At 72.6% G+C, this 18,370-nt stretch carries 13 protein-coding genes; 5 read left to right on the top strand and 8 right to left on the bottom strand.

The window, feature by feature from the left end:
* Positions 1 to 2: 2 nt before the first annotated feature.
* Positions 3 to 545: an aldo/keto reductase gene (locus ABZ876_RS33905; protein WP_361789002.1), complete on the bottom strand. Its 543-nt coding sequence runs from the start codon at positions 543 to 545 to the stop codon at positions 3 to 5.
* A gap of 97 nt (positions 546 to 642) precedes the next feature.
* On the opposite strand from ABZ876_RS33905, the gene ABZ876_RS33900 reads away from it, so the two are divergent.
* The gene (locus ABZ876_RS33900) at positions 643 to 1,221 is read left to right on the top strand and encodes a TetR family transcriptional regulator (protein WP_361789000.1); all 579 of its coding nucleotides are present in this window, start codon (positions 643 to 645) and stop codon (positions 1,219 to 1,221) included.
* Positions 1,222 to 1,266: 45 nt separating this feature from the next.
* Here the strand turns inward: ABZ876_RS33900 and ABZ876_RS33895 are convergent, their stop codons facing one another.
* The 5 genes from ABZ876_RS33895 to ABZ876_RS33875 all read right to left on the bottom strand — a co-directional run bounded on the left by ABZ876_RS33895 (position 1,267) and on the right by ABZ876_RS33875 (position 7,325).
* A complete protein-coding gene (locus ABZ876_RS33895) occupies positions 1,267 to 2,193 on the bottom strand; it encodes a LysR family transcriptional regulator (protein WP_361788998.1) in 927 nt (308 codons plus the stop codon).
* Positions 2,194 to 2,228: 35 nt separating this feature from the next.
* Positions 2,229 to 4,043 carry an FUSC family protein gene (locus ABZ876_RS33890; protein ID WP_361788996.1) on the bottom strand — a complete coding sequence of 605 codons (1,815 nt, stop codon included), beginning with the start codon at positions 4,041 to 4,043 and terminating at the stop codon, positions 2,229 to 2,231.
* A gap of 76 nt (positions 4,044 to 4,119) precedes the next feature.
* A complete protein-coding gene (locus ABZ876_RS33885) occupies positions 4,120 to 5,823 on the bottom strand; it encodes an NAD-dependent malic enzyme (protein ID WP_361788994.1) in 1,704 nt (567 codons plus the stop codon).
* Positions 5,824 to 6,006: 183 nt separating this feature from the next.
* Entirely contained in the window at positions 6,007 to 6,606 is a 600-nt protein-coding gene (locus ABZ876_RS33880) for a 3-hydroxyacyl-CoA dehydrogenase family protein (RefSeq protein ID WP_361788992.1), read from the bottom strand.
* Positions 6,603 to 7,325 (bottom strand): LuxR C-terminal-related transcriptional regulator, encoded by a 723-nt coding sequence (locus tag ABZ876_RS33875; protein ID WP_361788990.1) that lies wholly within the window; start codon positions 7,323 to 7,325, stop codon positions 6,603 to 6,605. The genes ABZ876_RS33880 and ABZ876_RS33875 overlap by 4 nt, the downstream gene beginning before the upstream one ends.
* A 177-nt stretch (positions 7,326 to 7,502) precedes the next feature.
* On the opposite strand from ABZ876_RS33875, the gene ABZ876_RS33870 reads away from it, so the two are divergent.
* Entirely contained in the window at positions 7,503 to 8,582 is a 1,080-nt protein-coding gene (locus ABZ876_RS33870) for a hypothetical protein (RefSeq protein ID WP_361788988.1), read from the top strand.
* Positions 8,583 to 8,737: 155 nt separating this feature from the next.
* Here ABZ876_RS33870 and ABZ876_RS33865 read toward each other — a convergent pair whose 3' ends face one another.
* The gene (locus tag ABZ876_RS33865; protein ID WP_361788986.1) at positions 8,738 to 9,307 is read right to left on the bottom strand and encodes a cysteine hydrolase family protein; all 570 of its coding nucleotides are present in this window, start codon (positions 9,305 to 9,307) and stop codon (positions 8,738 to 8,740) included.
* A gap of 642 nt (positions 9,308 to 9,949) precedes the next feature.
* On the opposite strand from ABZ876_RS33865, the gene kstD reads away from it, so the two are divergent.
* Both kstD and ABZ876_RS33855 read left to right on the top strand, forming a co-directional pair.
* Positions 9,950 to 11,749 (top strand): 3-oxosteroid 1-dehydrogenase, encoded by a 1,800-nt coding sequence (gene kstD, locus ABZ876_RS33860; protein ID WP_361788984.1) that lies wholly within the window; start codon positions 9,950 to 9,952, stop codon positions 11,747 to 11,749.
* A gap of 262 nt (positions 11,750 to 12,011) precedes the next feature.
* A complete protein-coding gene (locus tag ABZ876_RS33855) occupies positions 12,012 to 13,055 on the top strand; it encodes a hypothetical protein (protein ID WP_361789085.1) in 1,044 nt (347 codons plus the stop codon).
* Between the two features lie 216 nt (positions 13,056 to 13,271).
* Here the strand turns inward: ABZ876_RS33855 and ABZ876_RS33850 are convergent, their stop codons facing one another.
* A complete protein-coding gene (locus ABZ876_RS33850) occupies positions 13,272 to 17,675 on the bottom strand; it encodes an HAD-IC family P-type ATPase (RefSeq protein ID WP_361788982.1) in 4,404 nt (1,467 codons plus the stop codon).
* 151 nt (positions 17,676 to 17,826) lie between these two features.
* On the opposite strand from ABZ876_RS33850, the gene ABZ876_RS33845 reads away from it, so the two are divergent.
* Entirely contained in the window at positions 17,827 to 18,213 is a 387-nt protein-coding gene (locus ABZ876_RS33845; RefSeq protein WP_361788981.1) for a hypothetical protein, read from the top strand.
* Positions 18,214 to 18,370: the final 157 nt, after the last annotated feature.

The following is an 18,370-nucleotide window of genomic DNA, read 5'->3' as shown; positions in this document are numbered from 1 at the left end:
CACTATCCAGCCTGCTCCCGGCTCCTGTGCGTCGCTCCCCAACCCGGTACTTGCCGAACGATCGTCAAGCTGTCTGTGAGGCACAAGCCGGATGTGGCGGATCCTGCCTTCGGCGACCAGCTCGGCCAGGGCGCCGACGGTGTCCTCGATGGGGCACCTTGGGGGTCGACGCGGTGCAGGTAGTACAGGTCGACGTGGTCGGTGCCCAGGTGCCGCAGCGAGCGTTCCAGGGACCGGCGGACGTACTCGGGCCGGCCGTTGAGACCGAGGACCCGGCCGGCGTCGGTGATCTCGACGCCGGTCTTGGTGGCGAGCACGGCGTCTTCGCGGCGCTCTGCCAGGGCCTTGCCGAGAAGCTGCTCGTTGATGAAGGGGCCGTAGCTCTCGGCGGTGTCCAGCAGGGTGACGCCGAGCTCCGGTGCGCGGTGGATGGTGGCCAGCGACTCGGTCTCGTCGGTGGCGCCGTAGAACGCGCTCATGCCCATGGAGCCGAGCCCTTGGGTGCCGACGGTCAGGCCCTGGCTGCCCAGTGCGCGGTGTTCCATAAGGATTTCTCTTCATAACTAACTGGATAGATGCGTACGTGGACCTGTTGCACCGCGAGTGTCAATAACTAGATAGTTACTTGCTAGCCTGGCGGACATGCCACGGGACTCCAGCGCCACCAAGGCCCGGCTGCTCGACGCCGCCTTCAGCGAATTCGCCGCCTACGGCATCGCCGGGGCCCGGGTGGACCGGATTGCGGAGGCCGCTGGGGCGAACAAGCGGCTGATCTACGCCTACTTCGGCAACAAGGAGCAGTTGTTCGACGAGGTCTTGCGGCGGGCCCTGACGGCGGGTGCCGAGTCGGTGCCGTTCGACGTCGACGATCTGCCCGGATACGCCGGTGCGGTCTTCGACCACCTCGTTGCCCGTCCGGATCTGATGCGCCTGCGCCTGTGGCAACTGCTGGAACGCCCCTCCGCCACCGGACTCGAACCGGACGCCTTCCGGCGCAAGACCGCCGGGGTGGCCGACGCTCAGCAGCGTGGCGATGTCGCCGGGGAGATGGAGCCTGCCGATGTCCTGACCATGGTTCTCGCCGTGGCCCAGGCGTGGTTCTGGGCGGCCGAGGGGGAGGAGGTGGGTCAGTCCTGGTCGCCGCAGCGGCTGGCCCGGCACCGCTCGGCGGTCGTCGAGGCCGCCCGCCGGATCTGCGAGCCGAAGACCGCTGAGGGATAGCCGCCTCAAGGGCGCGTGCACGGGAGTGCTCGTACGAGGCTGCCGTCAGCCTTGGGGCGCAGGCGCCGCGGTCGCGTCGGCTGTCACGCTCCGCGCGTGGTCGACGAACCGCTGTGGGGCCGGTGGCAGGGTGCGCGAGGCCAGCCAGGCGATGCCGATGTCGCGGGCCGCCTGTACATCGGTGACCTGGAGGTAGCGCAGGGGCAGGTCCGGGTTCCTGTCCGGGGCGGTGGAGGCTTCCCGCGAGACCGGGATCAGGGACACCCCCAGACCGGCCGCGACCAGGCCGCGCAGGGTCTCGACCTCTTCGCCCTCGAAGCCGACGAGCGGGCTGAAACCGGCCTGGCGGCACAGTGTCTCGGTGACGCTCCGCAGGCCGTAGCCGGGCTTGAGCACGATGAACTGTTCCTCGGCCGCCTCGGCCAGACGCACCCGTTGCCGCTGGGCCAGACGGTGCCGGACGGGGACGGCGAGCCACAGGCTTTCGACCAGCAGCCGCCGCCATGTGATGAGGGGGTGGCCCGGGTCCCGGCTGGTGATGATCACGTCCGCGGTGGAGTCGAGGAGGCGCTGGGCGAGACCGTTCTCGTCGGCCTGGTGCAGTTCGAACCGGGTCTGTGGGAAGGCCTCCCGGAACCCGGTGACCAGCCTCGGGACGAGCCAGGTGCCCAGCGTGTGCAGGAAGGCCAGCGACACCACGCCGCCTTCGGGGTCGACGACCTCGGCCACCGCCCGGCATCCGCGGTCGTAGCTGTCCAGTACGGCGTCGACGTACTCCTTGAACACCCGTCCCGCCGGGGTGAGGCGCAGAATCCGGCCGACGCGATGGAACAGCTCCGCACCCACCTCGGCCTCGAGCCGGTTCAGGGCGCGTGACAGGGCGGGCTGGGTGACGCGGGCCTCCGCCGCGGCATCGGTGACCGTCGCGCCCTCGGCCACGGCCTGGAAGGAGCGCAGAACGTGCAGGTCCATGGCCTCATTCTCTCGCCGTATCGGTCACGGCATTTTCAGGTCGTAAGTGCATGGTTCGTGGGGCGGGAGCCCAGGGACAGGGACCGTGCGGTCACGGTGTCGCAGAGCTGTTCGGCCTCGGTGACGGTCCGCTCCCAATCGGGGAGCCGGTGACCGGGCCGGACCGGTTCGCGTCGGGCGTTCGTGGCCGCCCGTCGTGCCTCGGCCAGCTGGTGGTAGGCGGCGCGGCGCAGTGCCTGCCGCTGGGCCGGCGCGGCACTCTGGGCGAGGTCCTGGTAGCGGCGGGCCGCGGCCAGAGCCGCCTCGGTCAGGGCGTCGGCGCGGCCCGCCGTGGAGCGCGGCCACAGGGCGAAGTGCGCGACGAGCACGAGGGCGGACGCGAGAGCGGTGTCCAGGATGCGGGGCCCGTACAGCGCCCGGTGATCGCCGAGCAGATCGACGAGGACGAACACGATCGCGGTCAGGCCCGTCGTGGCCACCGCGTAGTGATGGCGCACGCCGACCGCCATGAGCGCGCCGAAGACGGCCACCAGGCCGATGAACGCGTAGGTGCTCTCCGTCAGCAGGTACACCGTGCCGATGGCGGCCACGCCGACGACGGTGCCGATGCAGCGGTGCAGTGCCCGGCCGAAGACGGGGCCGAAGTCCGGCTGGTAGACGAAGGCCACGGTCATCGGCAGCCAGTAGCCGCGCGGGGCGTCCAGCAGGAGGGCGCACAGCTGCGCGGCAAGGACGCAGGCCGCCAGCAGGGCGGCGTACCGCAGACGTGCCGATCGGCTCTGCCGGGGACGTGCCGGAAGCGAAAGGGCCGCGTCGTCCATCCGTTCGACGTGGGTGGCGGCGCGCAGCTCGGCGAGGGCGCGCAGGCCCGGAGAGCCGGGTTCGACGGCCGGCAGTACAGCGGCAGCCGCGGGTCGGCCGTCCGGCAGGGACCCTACGGCCGTGTCCTTGCCGTCCGGGGGAGACGGTACGGCCGGTTCCTCGCCGTCCGGGAGCAGTCCCCGGGCGATCAGCAGGGGGATGTCCACCACGGTCGCCGGCAGCGGACGCCCTTCCCACAACAGCGTCGTCACCGCCTCACCCAGCCGCGCGGCGACGTGGAACGCCCCGAGGAGCCGGTCGGCCTCCGCGTCCCGGCGGCGCGCGTGACCGGACGTCAGGTAGCGGCCCATCATGTGATGGGCGACGTCCAGGGCGTCCGTGAGCTGCCGCCGGGCATCCTCGGCGGTCGCCGTTCCGGCTGCCGCGAGCGCCTCGGACGCGGCCCGGTACACAGCACGTACGGCGGCCCGCTCGACGTGGTGACGCCGCCACAGCCATGGGGTCGCGGACAGTACGAGGACCAGGCCGACGCCGGTGAGCAGGGCGAACGGGGCCTGCCACCACGGCCCCGGTACCGGGATGCCGCCGCCGACCGTGGCGCCCAGCAGGAGGTGCATGCCGGCCACGGACGCGGTCCGCTCGCGCAGACTGATCGCGCCGCCGACCAGGGCACAGACGGTCAGGCAAACCGTCACGGCCGCCGTCTGCCCGGTGCGCAGCGCGAGTTCACCGGCGAGCAGCCCGAGGGCACTGGCCAGCCCCATCCAGCCCAGCCGTCGCGCCCGCGTCCGGTAGGGGTCGGAGCCATCCTGGCTCACTCCCCACAGGGCGCCGATCGCCGCTATCACCGCAGGGGTCATGCGTCCCGTCCACACGCCGGCGAGCAGCGGGAGGGCGAGGGCGACGGCCCCCCGCAGCGCTGCCGCCAGCGGGAATCCGCCGAGCGCGCTGACCAGGGGACGGCGCGGCCGTGACGCCGTGGGAATGTGCGGTGCACGTCCCTGGGGCGCGTTCGCTGCCGATGCCATACGGCCGTGTCCTTTCCTGGCGGGCGGGGTCGGCCGGCCGGATCGATGATCTGCGGGAGGGCGATGAAGGGGAGGATCACACGGCCTTGACGGGCGGGTAGTCCGGCTGCCAGGCGGCGGCGCGGACGCGCTGTCCGATGTCGTCGTCGACGGGGGCATGGGCGACGCCGTCCTGAGCGGCGGCCCGGGCCACGGCCACCGCGACCGCGACGGACGTCTCGCGCAGCCGGTCGATGAGCGGAAGGATCGGGGCGCCCGGCGCGGTGGCGTCGGTCTGCCCGGAGACGGCGTGCGCGGCCGCGACGAGCATGCGGTCGGTGACGCGATCGGCCTCGGCGATGATGGCGCCCAGCCCGAGACCGGGGAACACCAGGGCGTTGTTGGCCTGGCCGATCTCGTAGGTGACGCCCTCGAACTCGACGGGGGCGAACGGGCTGCCGGTGGCGATCAGCGCACGGCCGTCGGTCCAGGCGAGCAGGTCGGCGGGGACGGCCTCGGCCAGCCGGGTCGGGTTGGACATCGGCAGAATGACCGGACGCCGCACATGGGCGGCCATGGCCCGCACGATCTCTTCGGTGAAGGCGCCACCCTGGCCGGAGGTGCCGATCAGGATGGTGGGCCGGACCCGGCGGACGACCTCGGCCAGCGGGATGCCGCCGAGCTCGTCGTCGCGCTGCCAGCCGGCGACCTCGGTGCCACGGCGGGCATAGCGGATCTGGAAGTCGCGCAGGCCCCGCTGGCCCTCGGTGAGCAGGCCGTGGCGGTCGACGGCCCAGATGCGTGAGGCGGCCTGCCGGCGCGAGAGACCGCTGGTGACGAGGGCGTCGTGGAGCTGGTCGGCGACACCGATGCCGGCGGTACCGGCGCCGAGGATCACGATGCGGTGGTCGGGCAGCGGCACACCGCCGGCCTCGACACCGGAAAGCACGGCGGCGAGGTTGACGGCGCCGGTGCCCTGGATGTCGTCGTTGAACGTGAAGACCTTCTCGCGGTAACGGTCCAGGATGCGGCGTGCGTTGGCCGGGCCGAAGTCCTCCCAGTGCAGCATGGCCTTCGGGAACAGAGCGGTGGCCGCGGCGACATAGGCGTCGATGAAAGCGTCGTACGTCTCCTGGTCCACGCGCGGATGCCGGTTGCCCAGGTAGAGCGGGTCGTCCAGCAGTTCCCTGCGGTTGGTGCCGACGTCCAGCATCACCCCCAGCGTCCGCTGCGGGTCCACTCCGGCGGCGGCGGTGTAGACGGCCAGCTTGCCCACCGCGATGTCGATCCCGCCCACACCCCAGTCGCCGATACCGAGGATGGCCTCGCCGTCGGTGGCCACGATCAGGTCGACGTCGTCCGGGCCCAGGCCGGTGGCGCGCAGCGACCGCTCGATGTCCTCCGGTGCGTCGACCGACAGATACACCCCGCCGGGGCGCCGGTATTCGTAGCTGTAGCGCTCGATCGCCGCGCCGACGGTCGGGGTGTAGACGATCGGCAGCATCTCTGACAGGTGATCGCCGATCAGCCGGTGGAAGAGCCGCTCGTTACGGTCGTGCAGTGCCGTCAGATAGACGTTCTTCGCCAGGTCGGTCGGCTGCGCCTGGTACTGCTGGTAGGCACGTGCCGCCTGCTGGTCCTGGGTCAGCACCTGCGGGGGGACCAGGCCCACGAGGTCCAGTTCCCGCCGCTCCTCCTCGCTGAAGGCGGTGCCCCGGTTCAGGCGGGGGTTGGACAGCACCGCCCGCCCGCGGGCGGTGGTTTCGAGTCGGCCTGCCGCCGAGTTCCACTTCGTGTCCACAGTCGACTCCCTGTCGGTCCTGGACTCGGATGACCTCAAGAGTCGGTGAACGCTGCGGCATGCGTCCAATGCCTGGCAATCGGGCACTCCATAACTTCAGTGCATGGAAGGCCGCTGACGTGCGTTTTTCGCTGGGGTCCGGCGTCGTGCAGCCGGCGCCGTCATCTCATTCCTTCTCCTCGCTCATGTGGCTTCCCTCTCCTCGCTCGTGTGGCCCTCCTGCTCGCTCACGGGCCTCAGCGCGGTCAGGAGGGCGAGCTGCCTGCGGTCGCGCAGCTCGCCGAGCTCGGTGGACGGGGAGGAGCCGTAGGCCTTCTCCACGGCCTGGATGACCTGTTCCTCGCGTTCGGGGTCCGGCGAGGGCTCGCCGGCCGTCACCGTCTTGTGCATGGATTTGCCGATGCCCGTGACGATGTGGCGGTAGCCGCCGGGACCGCCGCCCAGGTGCTGGCCGAGGAAGAGCCCGACCGTCGCCCAGCGGATGCCGAGGGAGTTCGTCAGCACCTTGTCGATGTCCTCCGGGCCGACCACGCCCTGCTGGACCAGGCAGGTGGCCTCACGAGCCACCACGTACTGCAGGCGGTTGCCGACGAACCCGGGGATCTCCTTGTGCAGGACGACCGGGGCGCGGCCGAGGAAGGTGTAGAAGTCGACGGCCCGCTGCACGGCGTCCTGGCTGGTGCGCTCGCCCGGTACATGAGCCGGGCCGGCGGCATTCGGGACTGCTTCTCCGGCGGCCCGATCCGGGCGTTGACCCGACGGTGCCCACAGAGAGGCGCTCAAGCGAATCCTCCCTCCACGACCGGAGGTTCGGCCGCGGCGGGCGCGGGTGGCCAGGCATGCGGTGAGAGGACGCCCTTCACATACGCGCGCGCCACCAGAGCCGTTCTGTTCGTGACCCCCCAGCGCCGTGAGAGGCGCGCGAGATGGTAGTTGACCCCGTCCGCGGTCAGGCCGACCTCTGTGGCGATGCGCGTGCTGGTGCAGCCGGCGGCCGCCAGGGCGAGGATGCGCGCCTCCATGGCGCTGGTCTGTCCGGACTCCTTCGTCCGCCCGGTGGGCAGGGCAGGAGCCGGCGCCTCCGGGATCCGCAGGATCAGCAGCAGATTCGGCGGGGCGTCGGGTGCGGTGCCCACCAGGTCGATGGTCATCTCGCCGTGTCGCTCCACACCGGTCGGCGGGCACCAGGACACCTCGATCGGATACCGGGACCTCCGACGCAGCCGTAGCGCCTCAGAGATCGGATCGAGCCGCCCCGCCGTCGGGCGGAAGAGGTCGAGGGCACTGCGCCCCACGAGGCGGCCGGGGAGCGTGCCCCACTCCGAGGCCATGGCGTGGTTCGCCGAGAGAACGGTCCCTCGCGCGTCGCAGAAGGCGGCAGGGAGCGGGATTCGGTCGAAGAGCCCGGTGGCCCGGTTGCGCCAGAAGACCGCCTGTTCGCTGTCCGGAGCCGGCGCCGATGCGTTCGACGTGCCGGCCGCCCGCTGCCCTGGGGTGTCCATCCATCGCTCCCGCAGCTCGTACATGACCGGTGAAGGGGGTGGCAATCCCGCTCGCGTCACCTCCGCTACAAGAATTTGTAGCACTGATGCGATCGTGCACCCCCCGTCGACGCCAGGGTGGACGAGCGGCGCCCCACCGGGGGCGACAGTCCCTGAACGATCGAGGGAGCTACCTTCATGCGCCATAAGCGCACCGTCCGCCATGTGGTGGGCAACATACTCGGCGAGGGCCACACCGTCCGCCACGTGGTGGTCCATCTCCTCACCCCGCTGCTGATGTGTTTCGGCATGGGCCTGTCCTACCTCGGCGCCTTCCATGCGCCTCAGGCCCACACGCACGGGCTGAAGGTCGCCGTGGTGGGTACCTCGGCGCGCAGCCATCTGCTGGCCCAGGCGGTCAAGGACAAGGCCGGTGACGCGCTGGATGTCACCACCGTGCCCGACCGGGCCGCCGCACGGCGGCAGATCATGGACCGGGACCTGGTCGCCGCGTACGTCCCGAGCCCCAGGCACGCCGAACTGCTGGTCGCGGAGGCGAACTCCGACACCTCCGCCGAAGCGGCCGAGGAGGTCTTCACCGCGGTGGCCGCCCGGCAGGGCGCCTCGCTGGAGGTCACCGACCTGTCCCGCTCGGCGAGCGGCGATCCCACCCATACGAGCCTGTTCTTCCTGCTGGTCGCCCTGAGCGTCGGCTCCTACGCCGGCGTCGCGGCCATCGTCGCGACCGGTGCCGCGCTCAGCGTGTGGACGCGGGCCGCCATCGGTATCGCCACGGCACTGGCGGTGAGCGTCATCGGGGCGGTGCTGGCGGGTCCGTGCTTCCATGTCGTCGACCACGACCTGTGGGGGGTGTGGGGCATGGCCTTGATGTACTCGGCGGGCATCCTCACCATCGGCATCGGCCTGCACACGTTCCTCAAGCGCTCGACCACGCTGGTGCTCATGGTGCTGTTCGTGATGCTCAACTTCACTTCTTCGGGCGGCGTCTTCGAGCCCGAGCTCCAGAACGGCTTCTTCGGCGCGCTGCATGCCTTCTGGAACGGCGCCGGATTCGTCGAAGGGGTCCGGAGCCTGCTCTACTTCGACTCGGCGGGCCTGGGGAGCCGGATCCTCTCCCTGGTGCTCTGGCTCGTCGCGGGCCTGCTGCTGGTGGCCGCGGCCGCGATCGCGGAGCGGCGTACCACCTCTGTCCCGGCCCCCGTCACCCCGAGGGAGGCGGACGCTCTGGAGGAGATGGGCGAGGCCGTCGCCGTATGACCGACCGTCAGACACCCGCCGGGCCGGCACCCGGCGGGTGCCGCGTTCTCGCCGCCCGAGCACACCGGACACGGGCACCGGACGGAACCCGCTGCATCCGGGAAGGGCACGGCCCGCCGCGCCCGGGAGCCCGGAGGCGGCGGGCCCGTCACGGCTCAGCCCGCCTCGGCCGGTGTGAAGCTCACGTCCGCCGTGACCACGGTGCCGCCACGGCGCCCGGGAGCGTTCTGGTACTTCCAGTACAGGTTGGTGTGTGCGATCACCTGCTCCGGCGACGGTGCGCCGTACGCGGTGAGGTCCTCCGTCGTGTGCGCGTCGCTCACCAGCGTCACGTCGTACCCGCGCACGAGGGCGCCGTGGAGGGTCGAGCGGATGCAGGCATCGGTCTGGGCGCCCGTGACGACGACGCGGCCCACTCCGCGCCCGGCGAGCAGCGCCTCCAGCTCCGTGTCCTCGAACGAGTCGCCGTACCGCTTGTGGACGAGCGGCTCCGCGTCGTGGCGCACCAGTTCCGGCACGTACTGCCAGTTCTCGCTGCCCCGCTCGAGGCCCTCGTCGTCGGAGTGCTGCACCCAGATCACGGGCACGTCCTCCGCCCGTGCCTTGCCGATCAGGGTGTTGATGTTCTCGATCACGCTGTCACGGTTGTGGGAGCCGGCCACCACCCCGTTCTGGACGTCGATGACGAGCAGCGCGGTGTTCGGCCGGTCCGGCAGGGTTGTCATGGGGACTCCGGTTCTCTGTCGGCGGGGCCACGTCGAACCCCACCCTAGAGGCGGCCACTGACATTGCTATTGCCAGTCAGGTTCCGGTGGTTGTGGCACTGCCACTGACTGACGTCCTGCTGGGCTGGCTTCCCGTTGTTCTGCCCGGCCGCCCGCGCCTGACCTCCGGCTGGGAAGGCATCTTCAGGACGACAGCATCGGTCACAGCGGACGCGGTTCCTCCGTCCTCCGTGCTGCGTGGGGTCCAGGACCACTCGGATCGCCGGATCTCCCGGATCGCCGGGATCATTGGGCTGCTCGGATCGCCGGATCGCCGGATCGCCGGGCTGCTCGGATCACCGGGCCGCCCGGATCGCCGGACCGCCGGGATCACCGGCCGCTCGGATCGCCCGGATCACCAGGCCGCCCGGATCACCAGGCCGCCCGGATCACCAGGCCGCCCGGATAGCCGGACCGCCCGGATCAGTGATCACTTGGATCACAGGAGAGCCCGACGGCCCCGAATTCCGGCGTATTCCACGCCGAAGGCACTTCGAAATGCCCCTTGACTTCGCAAGGCCCCCGCGCCACATTCCCTGACGCTGCATCAGATCGGGAGGTGAAACGCCTCACCGTCCCCCGCCACCCCTGGAGCGATCTGCCATGCCCACAAGCGCGGACCCCGCGAGACGTACCGCATCCCCCGCGGCGGAGGGACCGTCGCGCCGACAGGTGCTCGGCGCGGCCGGTACCGGGCTCGCCCTCGCGGCCGGGCTGCCGGGGACCGCCGGCGTGGCACACGCGGCCGGCCTGCCCTTGCTCGGCACGTACGACGTCGTGGTGATCGGCTCCGGTGCGGCGGGCATGACGGCCGCGCTGACGGCCGCCCACCAGGGGCTGAGCTGTGTGGTCGTGGAGAAGGCGGCCACCTTCGGCGGTTCGGCGGCGCGCTCCGGAGCCGGCATCTGGATCCCGAACAACCCCGTCCTCCTCGCGGCGGGCGTCCCCGACACCCCGGCGAAGGCGGCCGCCTACCTCGCGGCGGTCGTCGGCCCGGACGTGTCCGCCGAGCGGCAGCGGGCCTTCCTCGACCACGGCCCCGCCGTGATCTCCTTCGTCATGGCCCACAGCCCGCTGCGCTTCCGCTGGATGGAGGGGTACAGCGACTACTACCCGGAGCTGCCCGGCGGACTGCCGAACGGCCGCTCCATCGAGCCCGACCAGCTCGACGGGAACCTCCTCGGCGCCGAACTGGCCCACCTCAACCCGCCGTACATGGCGATCCCGGCCGGCATGGTCGTCTTCAGCGCCGACTACAAGTGGCTGACGCTCGCCGCCGTCAGCGCCAAGGGAGTCGCCGTCGCCGCCGAATGCCTCGCCCGGGGCACCAAGGCCGCCCTCCTCGGCCAGAAACCTCTCACCATGGGGCAGTCCCTCGCCGCCGGGCTGCGCGCGGGACTGCTCACCGCGGGTGTGCCCGTGTGGCTGAACACCCCGCTCACCGATCTCTGCGTCGAAAGCGGTGCGGTCACGGGCGCCGTGGTGACGCGCGACGGTACGCCGGGACTGCTCCGGGCCCGGCGCGGTGTGATCGTCGGTTCCGGGGGCTTCGAGCACAACGCGGCCATGCGTGCGCAGTACCAGCGGGGGCCCATCGGCACCGACTGGACCGTGGGCGCCCGGGAGAACACCGGTGACGGCATCCGGGCCGGTGAGCGGGCCGGCGCCGCGCTCGACCTGATGGAGGACGCCTGGTGGGGCCCGGCGATCCCGCTGCCGGACCAGCCGTACTTCTGCCTCGCCGAACGCACCCTGCCCGGAGGCCTGTTGGTGAACGCCTCCGGTGCCCGCTTCGTCAACGAGGCCGCCCCCTACAGCGACGTGGTGCACACGATGTACGACCGGAACCCGAGTGACCCGGACATCCCGGCCTGGCTGATCGTCGACCAGAACTACCGCAACCGCTACCTCTTCAAGGACGTCGCGCCCGTTCTGCCCTTCCCCGACGCCTGGTACGACTCCGGCGCCGCGCACAAGGCCTGGACCCTGGATGCGCTCGCCGGGCGGATCGGGGTGCCTTCCGCCGCGCTGAGGGCCACCGTGAGCCGCTTCAACTCCCTCGCGAGGAGCGGTAAGGACCCCGACTTCCACCGCGGGGACAGCGCCTACGACCACTACTACACCGACCCCGCAGTCTTCCCCGACTCCTGTCTGGCGCCGCTGTGGCTGCCGCCGTACTACGCTTTCAAGATCGTCCCGGGTGATCTGGGCACCAAGGGCGGACTGCGCACCGACGCGCGGGCCCGGGTGCTGCGCGCGGACGGGACGGTGATCCCCGGTCTGTATGCGGCGGGCAACGCCAGCGCCGCCGTCATGGGGCACAGCTACGCGGGAGCGGGTTCGACGATCGGTCCGGCCATGACCTTCGGCTACGTCGCCGCGCTCGACCTCGCGGGTGTGTAGTGACGGGTCGCGGCGCTGGGCCCGGGGGCCGCGCGCGGGGTAAGGAGCGCGGACAACGGGGAGCGGGACGCAAAGGCGGGGCAACGGGGTCATATAGGCTGCTCTCTTCGGTTTTGCAGTCCGCGAGTGCCCGGGAGCCCCTGTGACCGTAGCGATCCCCCCGTCCGACACGGCCGGTTCGCCCGACGACCGGCCCGCGCCCCGCACACCGGCCGACGACGCGCCCGCGGCTGCGCCGGCCCCCGACGGCGACGGGTTCTGGGTGGAGCCCGCGGCGGCCGAGGAGGCGGCCCCGGTGCCGGGGGAGCCCGAGGTGGCCGAGGCTGTGGCCCGCGACGCCCGCGAGTTCGGTGTGTACGCCCGGACCGGCGGCTGGACGTTCGCGCTGAAGGTGGCGCGCAGCGTGCGGCCCGGCGGACAGCCGGCGGGTGAGACGCCCAAGATCTCCGCCAAGAGGTTCGCCGAGCTGGCGGGGTGTTCCGCGGAGCGGATCATGCGCTACTACAAGGCCTGGGACAAGGCCGCCGACGACGGTCTGGTCCCGCACTTCGAGATCCTGGTCCCGGGCCAGGACATCGAACTGCCGGACTCCGACGTATGGCTCTCGTACTACACCGCGCGCTCCAGCGCGTCCTCCGAGCGGGGGACCGCGATCGCCGCGGCGGCCGAGGCCGAGGGCATCCGGCCCACCAAGGCGCTGGAGGTCGCCGAGAACCCCACCGCGCTGCGGGCCGCCATCCTCGCCGATCCCGCGACCGCGCGGACCGCCAGGGCCGCGCTGTTCGACCGGCTCAAGGAGGACCCGGTTCTCCAGACCGAGCTGGCCCGTGACGTCGCCCGCACGGACGCGCTGAAGAAGGCGGTGGCCACCGAGAACCGGGCCGCGGACCGTATCGGCTATGTACGGCAGATCGCGGAGAACGGGCAGGTCAAAACGCCGGCCGGGCAGACGATCGACGCGCCCGCCGAACTCCGTGCTCAGGCCGAGCGCCATCTGTCCCTCATCGATGAGCTGGACGACGGCGAACAGGCCGGGCAGTGGGCCGCCGAGGCGTACGACACGGTGAAAGAACTCGTGGTCCAAGCCGTCGAGGCCGACCCGGAACTGCGCCGCGAGGAACGCCGTACGAAGTTCTACGGCAGCCTCCAGCGGGCCACGAAGGTCTTCGAGGAACTCACCCTGGACGACACGGACGACCTCGACGACCTCTACGACGACGACATGCTCCAGCGTCTGGAGCAGCTCCGGACGGCCATCGGCACCTGCATCGCGGCCCTGCGCGGGGCGGCCCCGGAGCAGCCGTGACGCACGGGACGCCTGGCGTGGCGGTCTCCGCCCGGCTTGGCGGTCTCCGCTCCGGTGGCGGTCTCCGCCCGGCGTGGCGGTCTCCGTCCCGGTGGCGGTCTCCGCCCGGCGTGGCGGTCTCCGTCCCGGTGGCGGTCTCCGCCCGGCGTGGCGGTCTCCGCCCGGCGTGGCGGTATCCCATCCCCGGTGAGGGGGCGGGACGCGGTCGATCGGTGGCTAGGCGGGGACGGTGGCCGGACGCGGCTGCGGTCGCGGTACGGAGGCGCGGAGACGGTGGACCACAGGCGGCAGGAACGGTGAGACCGCCGTCGCCGCGGCCGCCGCGGACAGGGCGATGGCCCAGGCGGCCGGGCCGAGAGGCGTGCAGCCGAAGAACTGGCTGAGCCCCGGGGTCTGGACGACGGCCGCCAGCGCCACCAGGGAGCCCACGGAGGAGACCACGATCGACCTGCTCCGGCCCCCGGCCAGAAGCGTCTGGCCGAGCTGGGAGCACACCAGCGCGATCAGGGCGACGGTACGGGCGCGGGTGCCGCGCCCGGTGAACCGCGCGGCCAGCCACCCGGCCGTCGCTCCGAGCGTGGTGGCCACGGCGCGGTACACGGTTTCCTCGGTCAGCGCCGAACCGAGCGAGACCTCGGGACCCTCGTGGAGCATGCGTTCGGCGGCTTCGGGAGGCGGCGGGCGCAGGGCCACGGCCATGGCCGGTGCGAGGTCCGTGAACAGGTTGACCAACAGCAGCTGGCGGGCCGTCAGGGGCGAGATGCCGGTCGCGGCCGCCCCGAGCACGGTGAAGGCGATCTCCCCGAGATTGCCGCCGACCAGGATCGCCAGGGCCTGGCGTACCGAGGCCCACATGGCGCGTCCCTCCACCAGGGTGGCGAGCACCGTCTCCAGCCGGTCGTCGGTGACCACCAGGTCGGCCGCCGCCCGTGCGGCCGGCGTGGCCCGGGTCCCGAACGCGATTCCGATGTCCGCGAGCCGGATGGCGGGCGCGTCGTTGGCGCCGTCGCCGGTCATCGCGACCGTGCGGCCGAGACGCTGGAACGCCTGCACTACGCGCACCTTGTGCACCGGGGTGCCCCGTGCGACGACGCCGACGTCGGGCAGCAGCGCGTCGAGCGCGGGGTCGTCGAGTTCGTCGAGTTCGGCACCCGTCACCACACGTCTGCCGTCCAGGACGCCCAGTTCGGCGGCCGTCGAGCCGGCGGTGCCCGGGTGGTCACCGGTGATCATCACGATGTGCACGCCCGCGTCGGCGAGTTGACGCACCGCGGCCGCGGCGGTCTTGCGCACACGGTCGGCGAACGCCAGGAACCCGGCGAAGTCCAGATCCCGCACGGCCTCGTCGGTGAGTTCCCCCTCGGGGGCATCCCGGAGTTCGGCGACCGCCAGCACGCGGTGGCCCTCGGCCGCCAGCCTCTCCCCGGCGGCGAGGATCTCCGCGCGGCCCTCGGCTTCCAGCGGCCGGCCGCCGCGGGTGGCACAGCGCCCGACCACCTCCTCCGGGGCTCCCTTCACCGACAGGATCCGGCGGCCTTCGGACCGGCACAGGGTGGCGTGGAAGCCGCGGCTCGGTTCGAAGGGCAGGCCGGACAGGCGCTGCCAGCCCGGCGCACCCGTCGTCCGCTGCACCCCCGCCTCCTCCGCCCCCGAGGTGACCGCACCGTCGGTGGCGTGTTCGAGCCCGTTCGGGCCGTGCGGGCGCGGTGTCGCCCGCAGCGCGGCGGCGAGCACGGAGCGCTGCTCCTCGCCGAGCGCATCGAGGGGCCGGCTGTCGCCGTCCGCCGCGACGGCCACGAGGGAGATACGCCCGTGTGTGAGGGTCCCGGTCTTGTCGAAGCACAGCACGTCGGTGCGGCCGGCCGCCTCGATGGTGCGGGGGTCCCTGACCAGGGCACCTCTCGCGGAAAGCCTTCTGGCTGCGGCGAGTTGGGCGGCGGACACCAGGAACGGCAGCCCTTCGGGAACGCTCGCCACGGCGAGCCCCACCCCGGCGCCGACGGTGTCCCGGGCCGGGCGTCCCCGCAGCGTGCCGGCCGCCATCACCGCCGCGGCCGAACCAAGTGCCACCGGCAGCGTGCCGCGGGTGATCCGGGCCAGTCTGCGCTCCACCCCGACGGCGGGGGCGGCGCCCCGGCCGATCGCCGCTGCACGGCTCGCCTCGGTCGCCTTGCCGGTCGCGACCACGACCGCGCGGCAGCGGCCGGCCGCGACCGTGGTGCCTTCGTAGACCATCGACGTACGGTCCGCGAGGTCCGAGGCCAGTACCGGCGCCACATCCTTGGCCACCGGAAGCGACTCGCCGGTCAGCGCCGACTCGTCGGTCTCCAGGTGGTGCGCCTCCAGCAGCCGAGCGTCGGCGGGCACGACGTCACCGGCGTTCAGGTGCACCACATCGCCCACGGCCAGGTTCTGCGCGGGGACGGTGGCGTCCGTGCCGCTCCGCAGCACCTTCGCCATGACGGCCGACTCGCGCCGCAGCCGGGCCACCGCCCGGTCGGTCCGGTGGCGCTGGAAGCCGCCGAAGAGCCCGGACAGCGCGGTGACGGCCACGATGACGACGGCGTCGAGGACGGCGCCCACGGACGCGGACATGGCCGCGCCGGCGCCCAGCACGGGCGTGAGCGGGTTGGCCATCTCGGTCAGGTAGGCCCGGCCGAGCGACACCGCCCCGCTCTCCTCGTCGGGAGCGGTGCCCCGCCGCCGTACCTCTTCCGCGGTCAGGCCCTCGTCCCTGCTCCCGGTCCTCGCGAGCACGGTGGCCGGGTCCATGGCGTGCCAGGGGTGCCGGGACTCGGCGGTCAGGGGCAGGGGCCGCCGCAGCAGCCGCACCGCCGACCAGACACCGACGGCCGTTCCCAGGGCGGCCGCCGCGTTGAACGCCGTCGTGCTGTGTGCCGCCGCCCGCCGCGACTGCCCGGCCACCGACGCCGTCGCTCCGACCGCCGCCGACGCCTGCGCGAGCCGCACCCCGCGCTGCGCGCTGTCGCGTGCGCCGCGGCAGGCCCGTACAAGGACGACGGCCGCCGCCGGATCGCCGTCCACACGCACGTGCGCGCCCCAGGGCGGGCAGCTCCCGGGGCCGGCGACGCCCACCCCCACGTCGGCGGCCCGCAACGCGGACGGATCGGCGGAGACCAGCAGCACGCCGCTGCCGTCGCGCTGGAGGTCCCGTACCGCGTCGAGCACCTTCTCGCCCGGGCTGCGCACCGCGTCGGCCTCCCGTACCACCGGGTCGCGGGTGTATCCGCCGGTGGCCACGACGGTCAGTCCGGCGGCGTGGGCGGCGGGCACGAAGGCCCCGGCGGAGTCGTGCATCTGCGGCACCAGGCTGACCAGGGCGCGCAGCCGGCGTCCGTGGGCCAGGCCGAGCACGAGCCGCGCGCCGTCGCGTTCCAGCCGTTCCCGGGCCCGCGCCGCCGTGGGTCCGTCCAGCGCCAGTTCGTCGAGGGGCCCGAGCGTCCACTCGCCCTCCCGGGACAGCCGCTCGGGCGCGGAGCCGTCGAAGAGCCGGTGGGCCCTCGCGGCGAGTTCACCGCCGGGCGCGTCGTCGTCAAGGGTCACCAGATCGGCCAGGACGTCGGACCCCGCGGCCAGGACATCCGTGTCGAGGAGCAACGTGCCGATCCGGTCCAGCCGGCGCAGGGCTCGCGGGTCGGCCACGAGGATCCCCTTGAGTGCCAGGCCCCGGCCCAGGGCGCAGGCAAAGCCTTCACGGGCCAGCAGCGGCGCCTTGGGGATGGCCGCCAGCGCGCCGCCGGCCGCCTTGCCGGGGCGCCGGGTGACGAGGAGTGATCCGGCGAAGGACGCCGCTCCCACGAGGGGCGCCCGGTCGGCGTAGCGCTCGACGGGACCGTGCCTCAGCGGGGTCTCGCGGGGGAGCGGGGGCTGCCCGAGATGGGCTCCGGCCTCCGCGCTGCCGGTGAGGCGCGGCTCGGCCGCGGTCCAGGCGTCGCACTCCGCGTTCGCCTCCATCACCCGCAGACCGTGCCGGACGGTGTCCACGGCGACGCCGAGGAGCCCGCCGGAGCCCGCTTGGCCCAGTGCCGTGAGCGCGGCCATGAGCAGTCCGGCGTTGTTGCTGCCGACCGCCCGGTCCACCAGGGACCGCAGCCGCGGGTTGCTGTCGACGAGCGGGACGAGGGCCGCGACCGAGGCCGGTAGGGGAGCGCGTCGCACCAGGCCCGCCGCGGCGGCCAGCGGCGCGGCCGCGAGGTGCAGCCCCACGGCGGAACCCGCGCGCCGTGCCCTCTCGCCGGAGCAGGGGTGGTCGGGCAGGGTGAGGTCGATGTGGTGAGCCTCTTCGATCGTCTCGACCGCCTCGGTGAGGGCCTCGACGATGTCCTCGACCTCGGAGCCGCCCTCGGTGGCGACGATGACATGCCCGAGCACCGTGTTGGCCACCGCCCAGGCCACCCCCGGCACCTCGGCGATCCGCCGCTCGACCTCCTCGGCGAGCTTCTTCGCCTTGGCTCGAGGCAGGTCACCTTCCCGCAGCCCGCGTACGGCCACGTGTGCGCGTCCGTCGAAGTGCCGTACGCGCTCTCGCCTGCCGCTTCCGAGTACGGCGTAGGCCGAGGACACAACGGCCCGCAGCAGCGCGCCTCCCGGCAGTGCCACCACGTATCACCTGCTCCCGGGCCACGGTGGTTGACTCCCCGTGGCACGAGTAGCCACACATCGTAGGTTTCAATCCGGCAAGAGCTCTCACACTCCCCCAAGGGGGTGAAAATGGAATAAACAGATATCTCTCGGAGAGGAAGGCAGTGGGATGGCCAAGGCAGTGGGGACCGCTCCCCAGCAGGAGACGTCCCAGAAGCAGCACATGGAAACCCATGCGCATGAAGGTGTCGGCGTGCACCTCCATACGCTCACGCTGCACCCGTCGCTGAAGCTTCCCTACATCACCAGGGACGACGTGACGAGTACGGCGAGGGCGGCGACGTCGCGGGTGCCGGGCGTGCCGTCCGGCAAGGACGTCTTGTTCTACGGAGGGCTCGGCGCGATGGCCGTGGCGGGGGCTCTGGAGTGGCCGATCGCACTGGCGGTCGGCGGAGCCACCTGGCTGCTGCGCAGCGGTAAGAAGCGGGGAGAAGGCGCCGGATCGGCGACCGAGCGCTACGGCCAGGGCCGTGGCGTGGCGGGGACCGGTAGCTGAGGCCGGAGGCCGCTGTCATCTGACGGCGCGCGGCGTCGCCGGCGCCGCGCCGGGCACGCGGACGCGGAGCGCCCGTGCGTGCCGCGTGTGTGGGGCCGCCGGGTGCCCCTGGGGGGTGGGCACCTTAAACGTCGCGCGTCGCGACATCGAGTCATCG

Origin of the sequence: Streptomyces sp. NPDC046931, assembly GCF_040644655.1 — a bacterium.
Taxonomy (GTDB): domain Bacteria; phylum Actinomycetota; class Actinomycetes; order Streptomycetales; family Streptomycetaceae; genus Streptomyces.
Note: the sequence above shows the minus strand (reverse complement) of the source record. Positions and strands in the feature narration are given on the sequence as shown.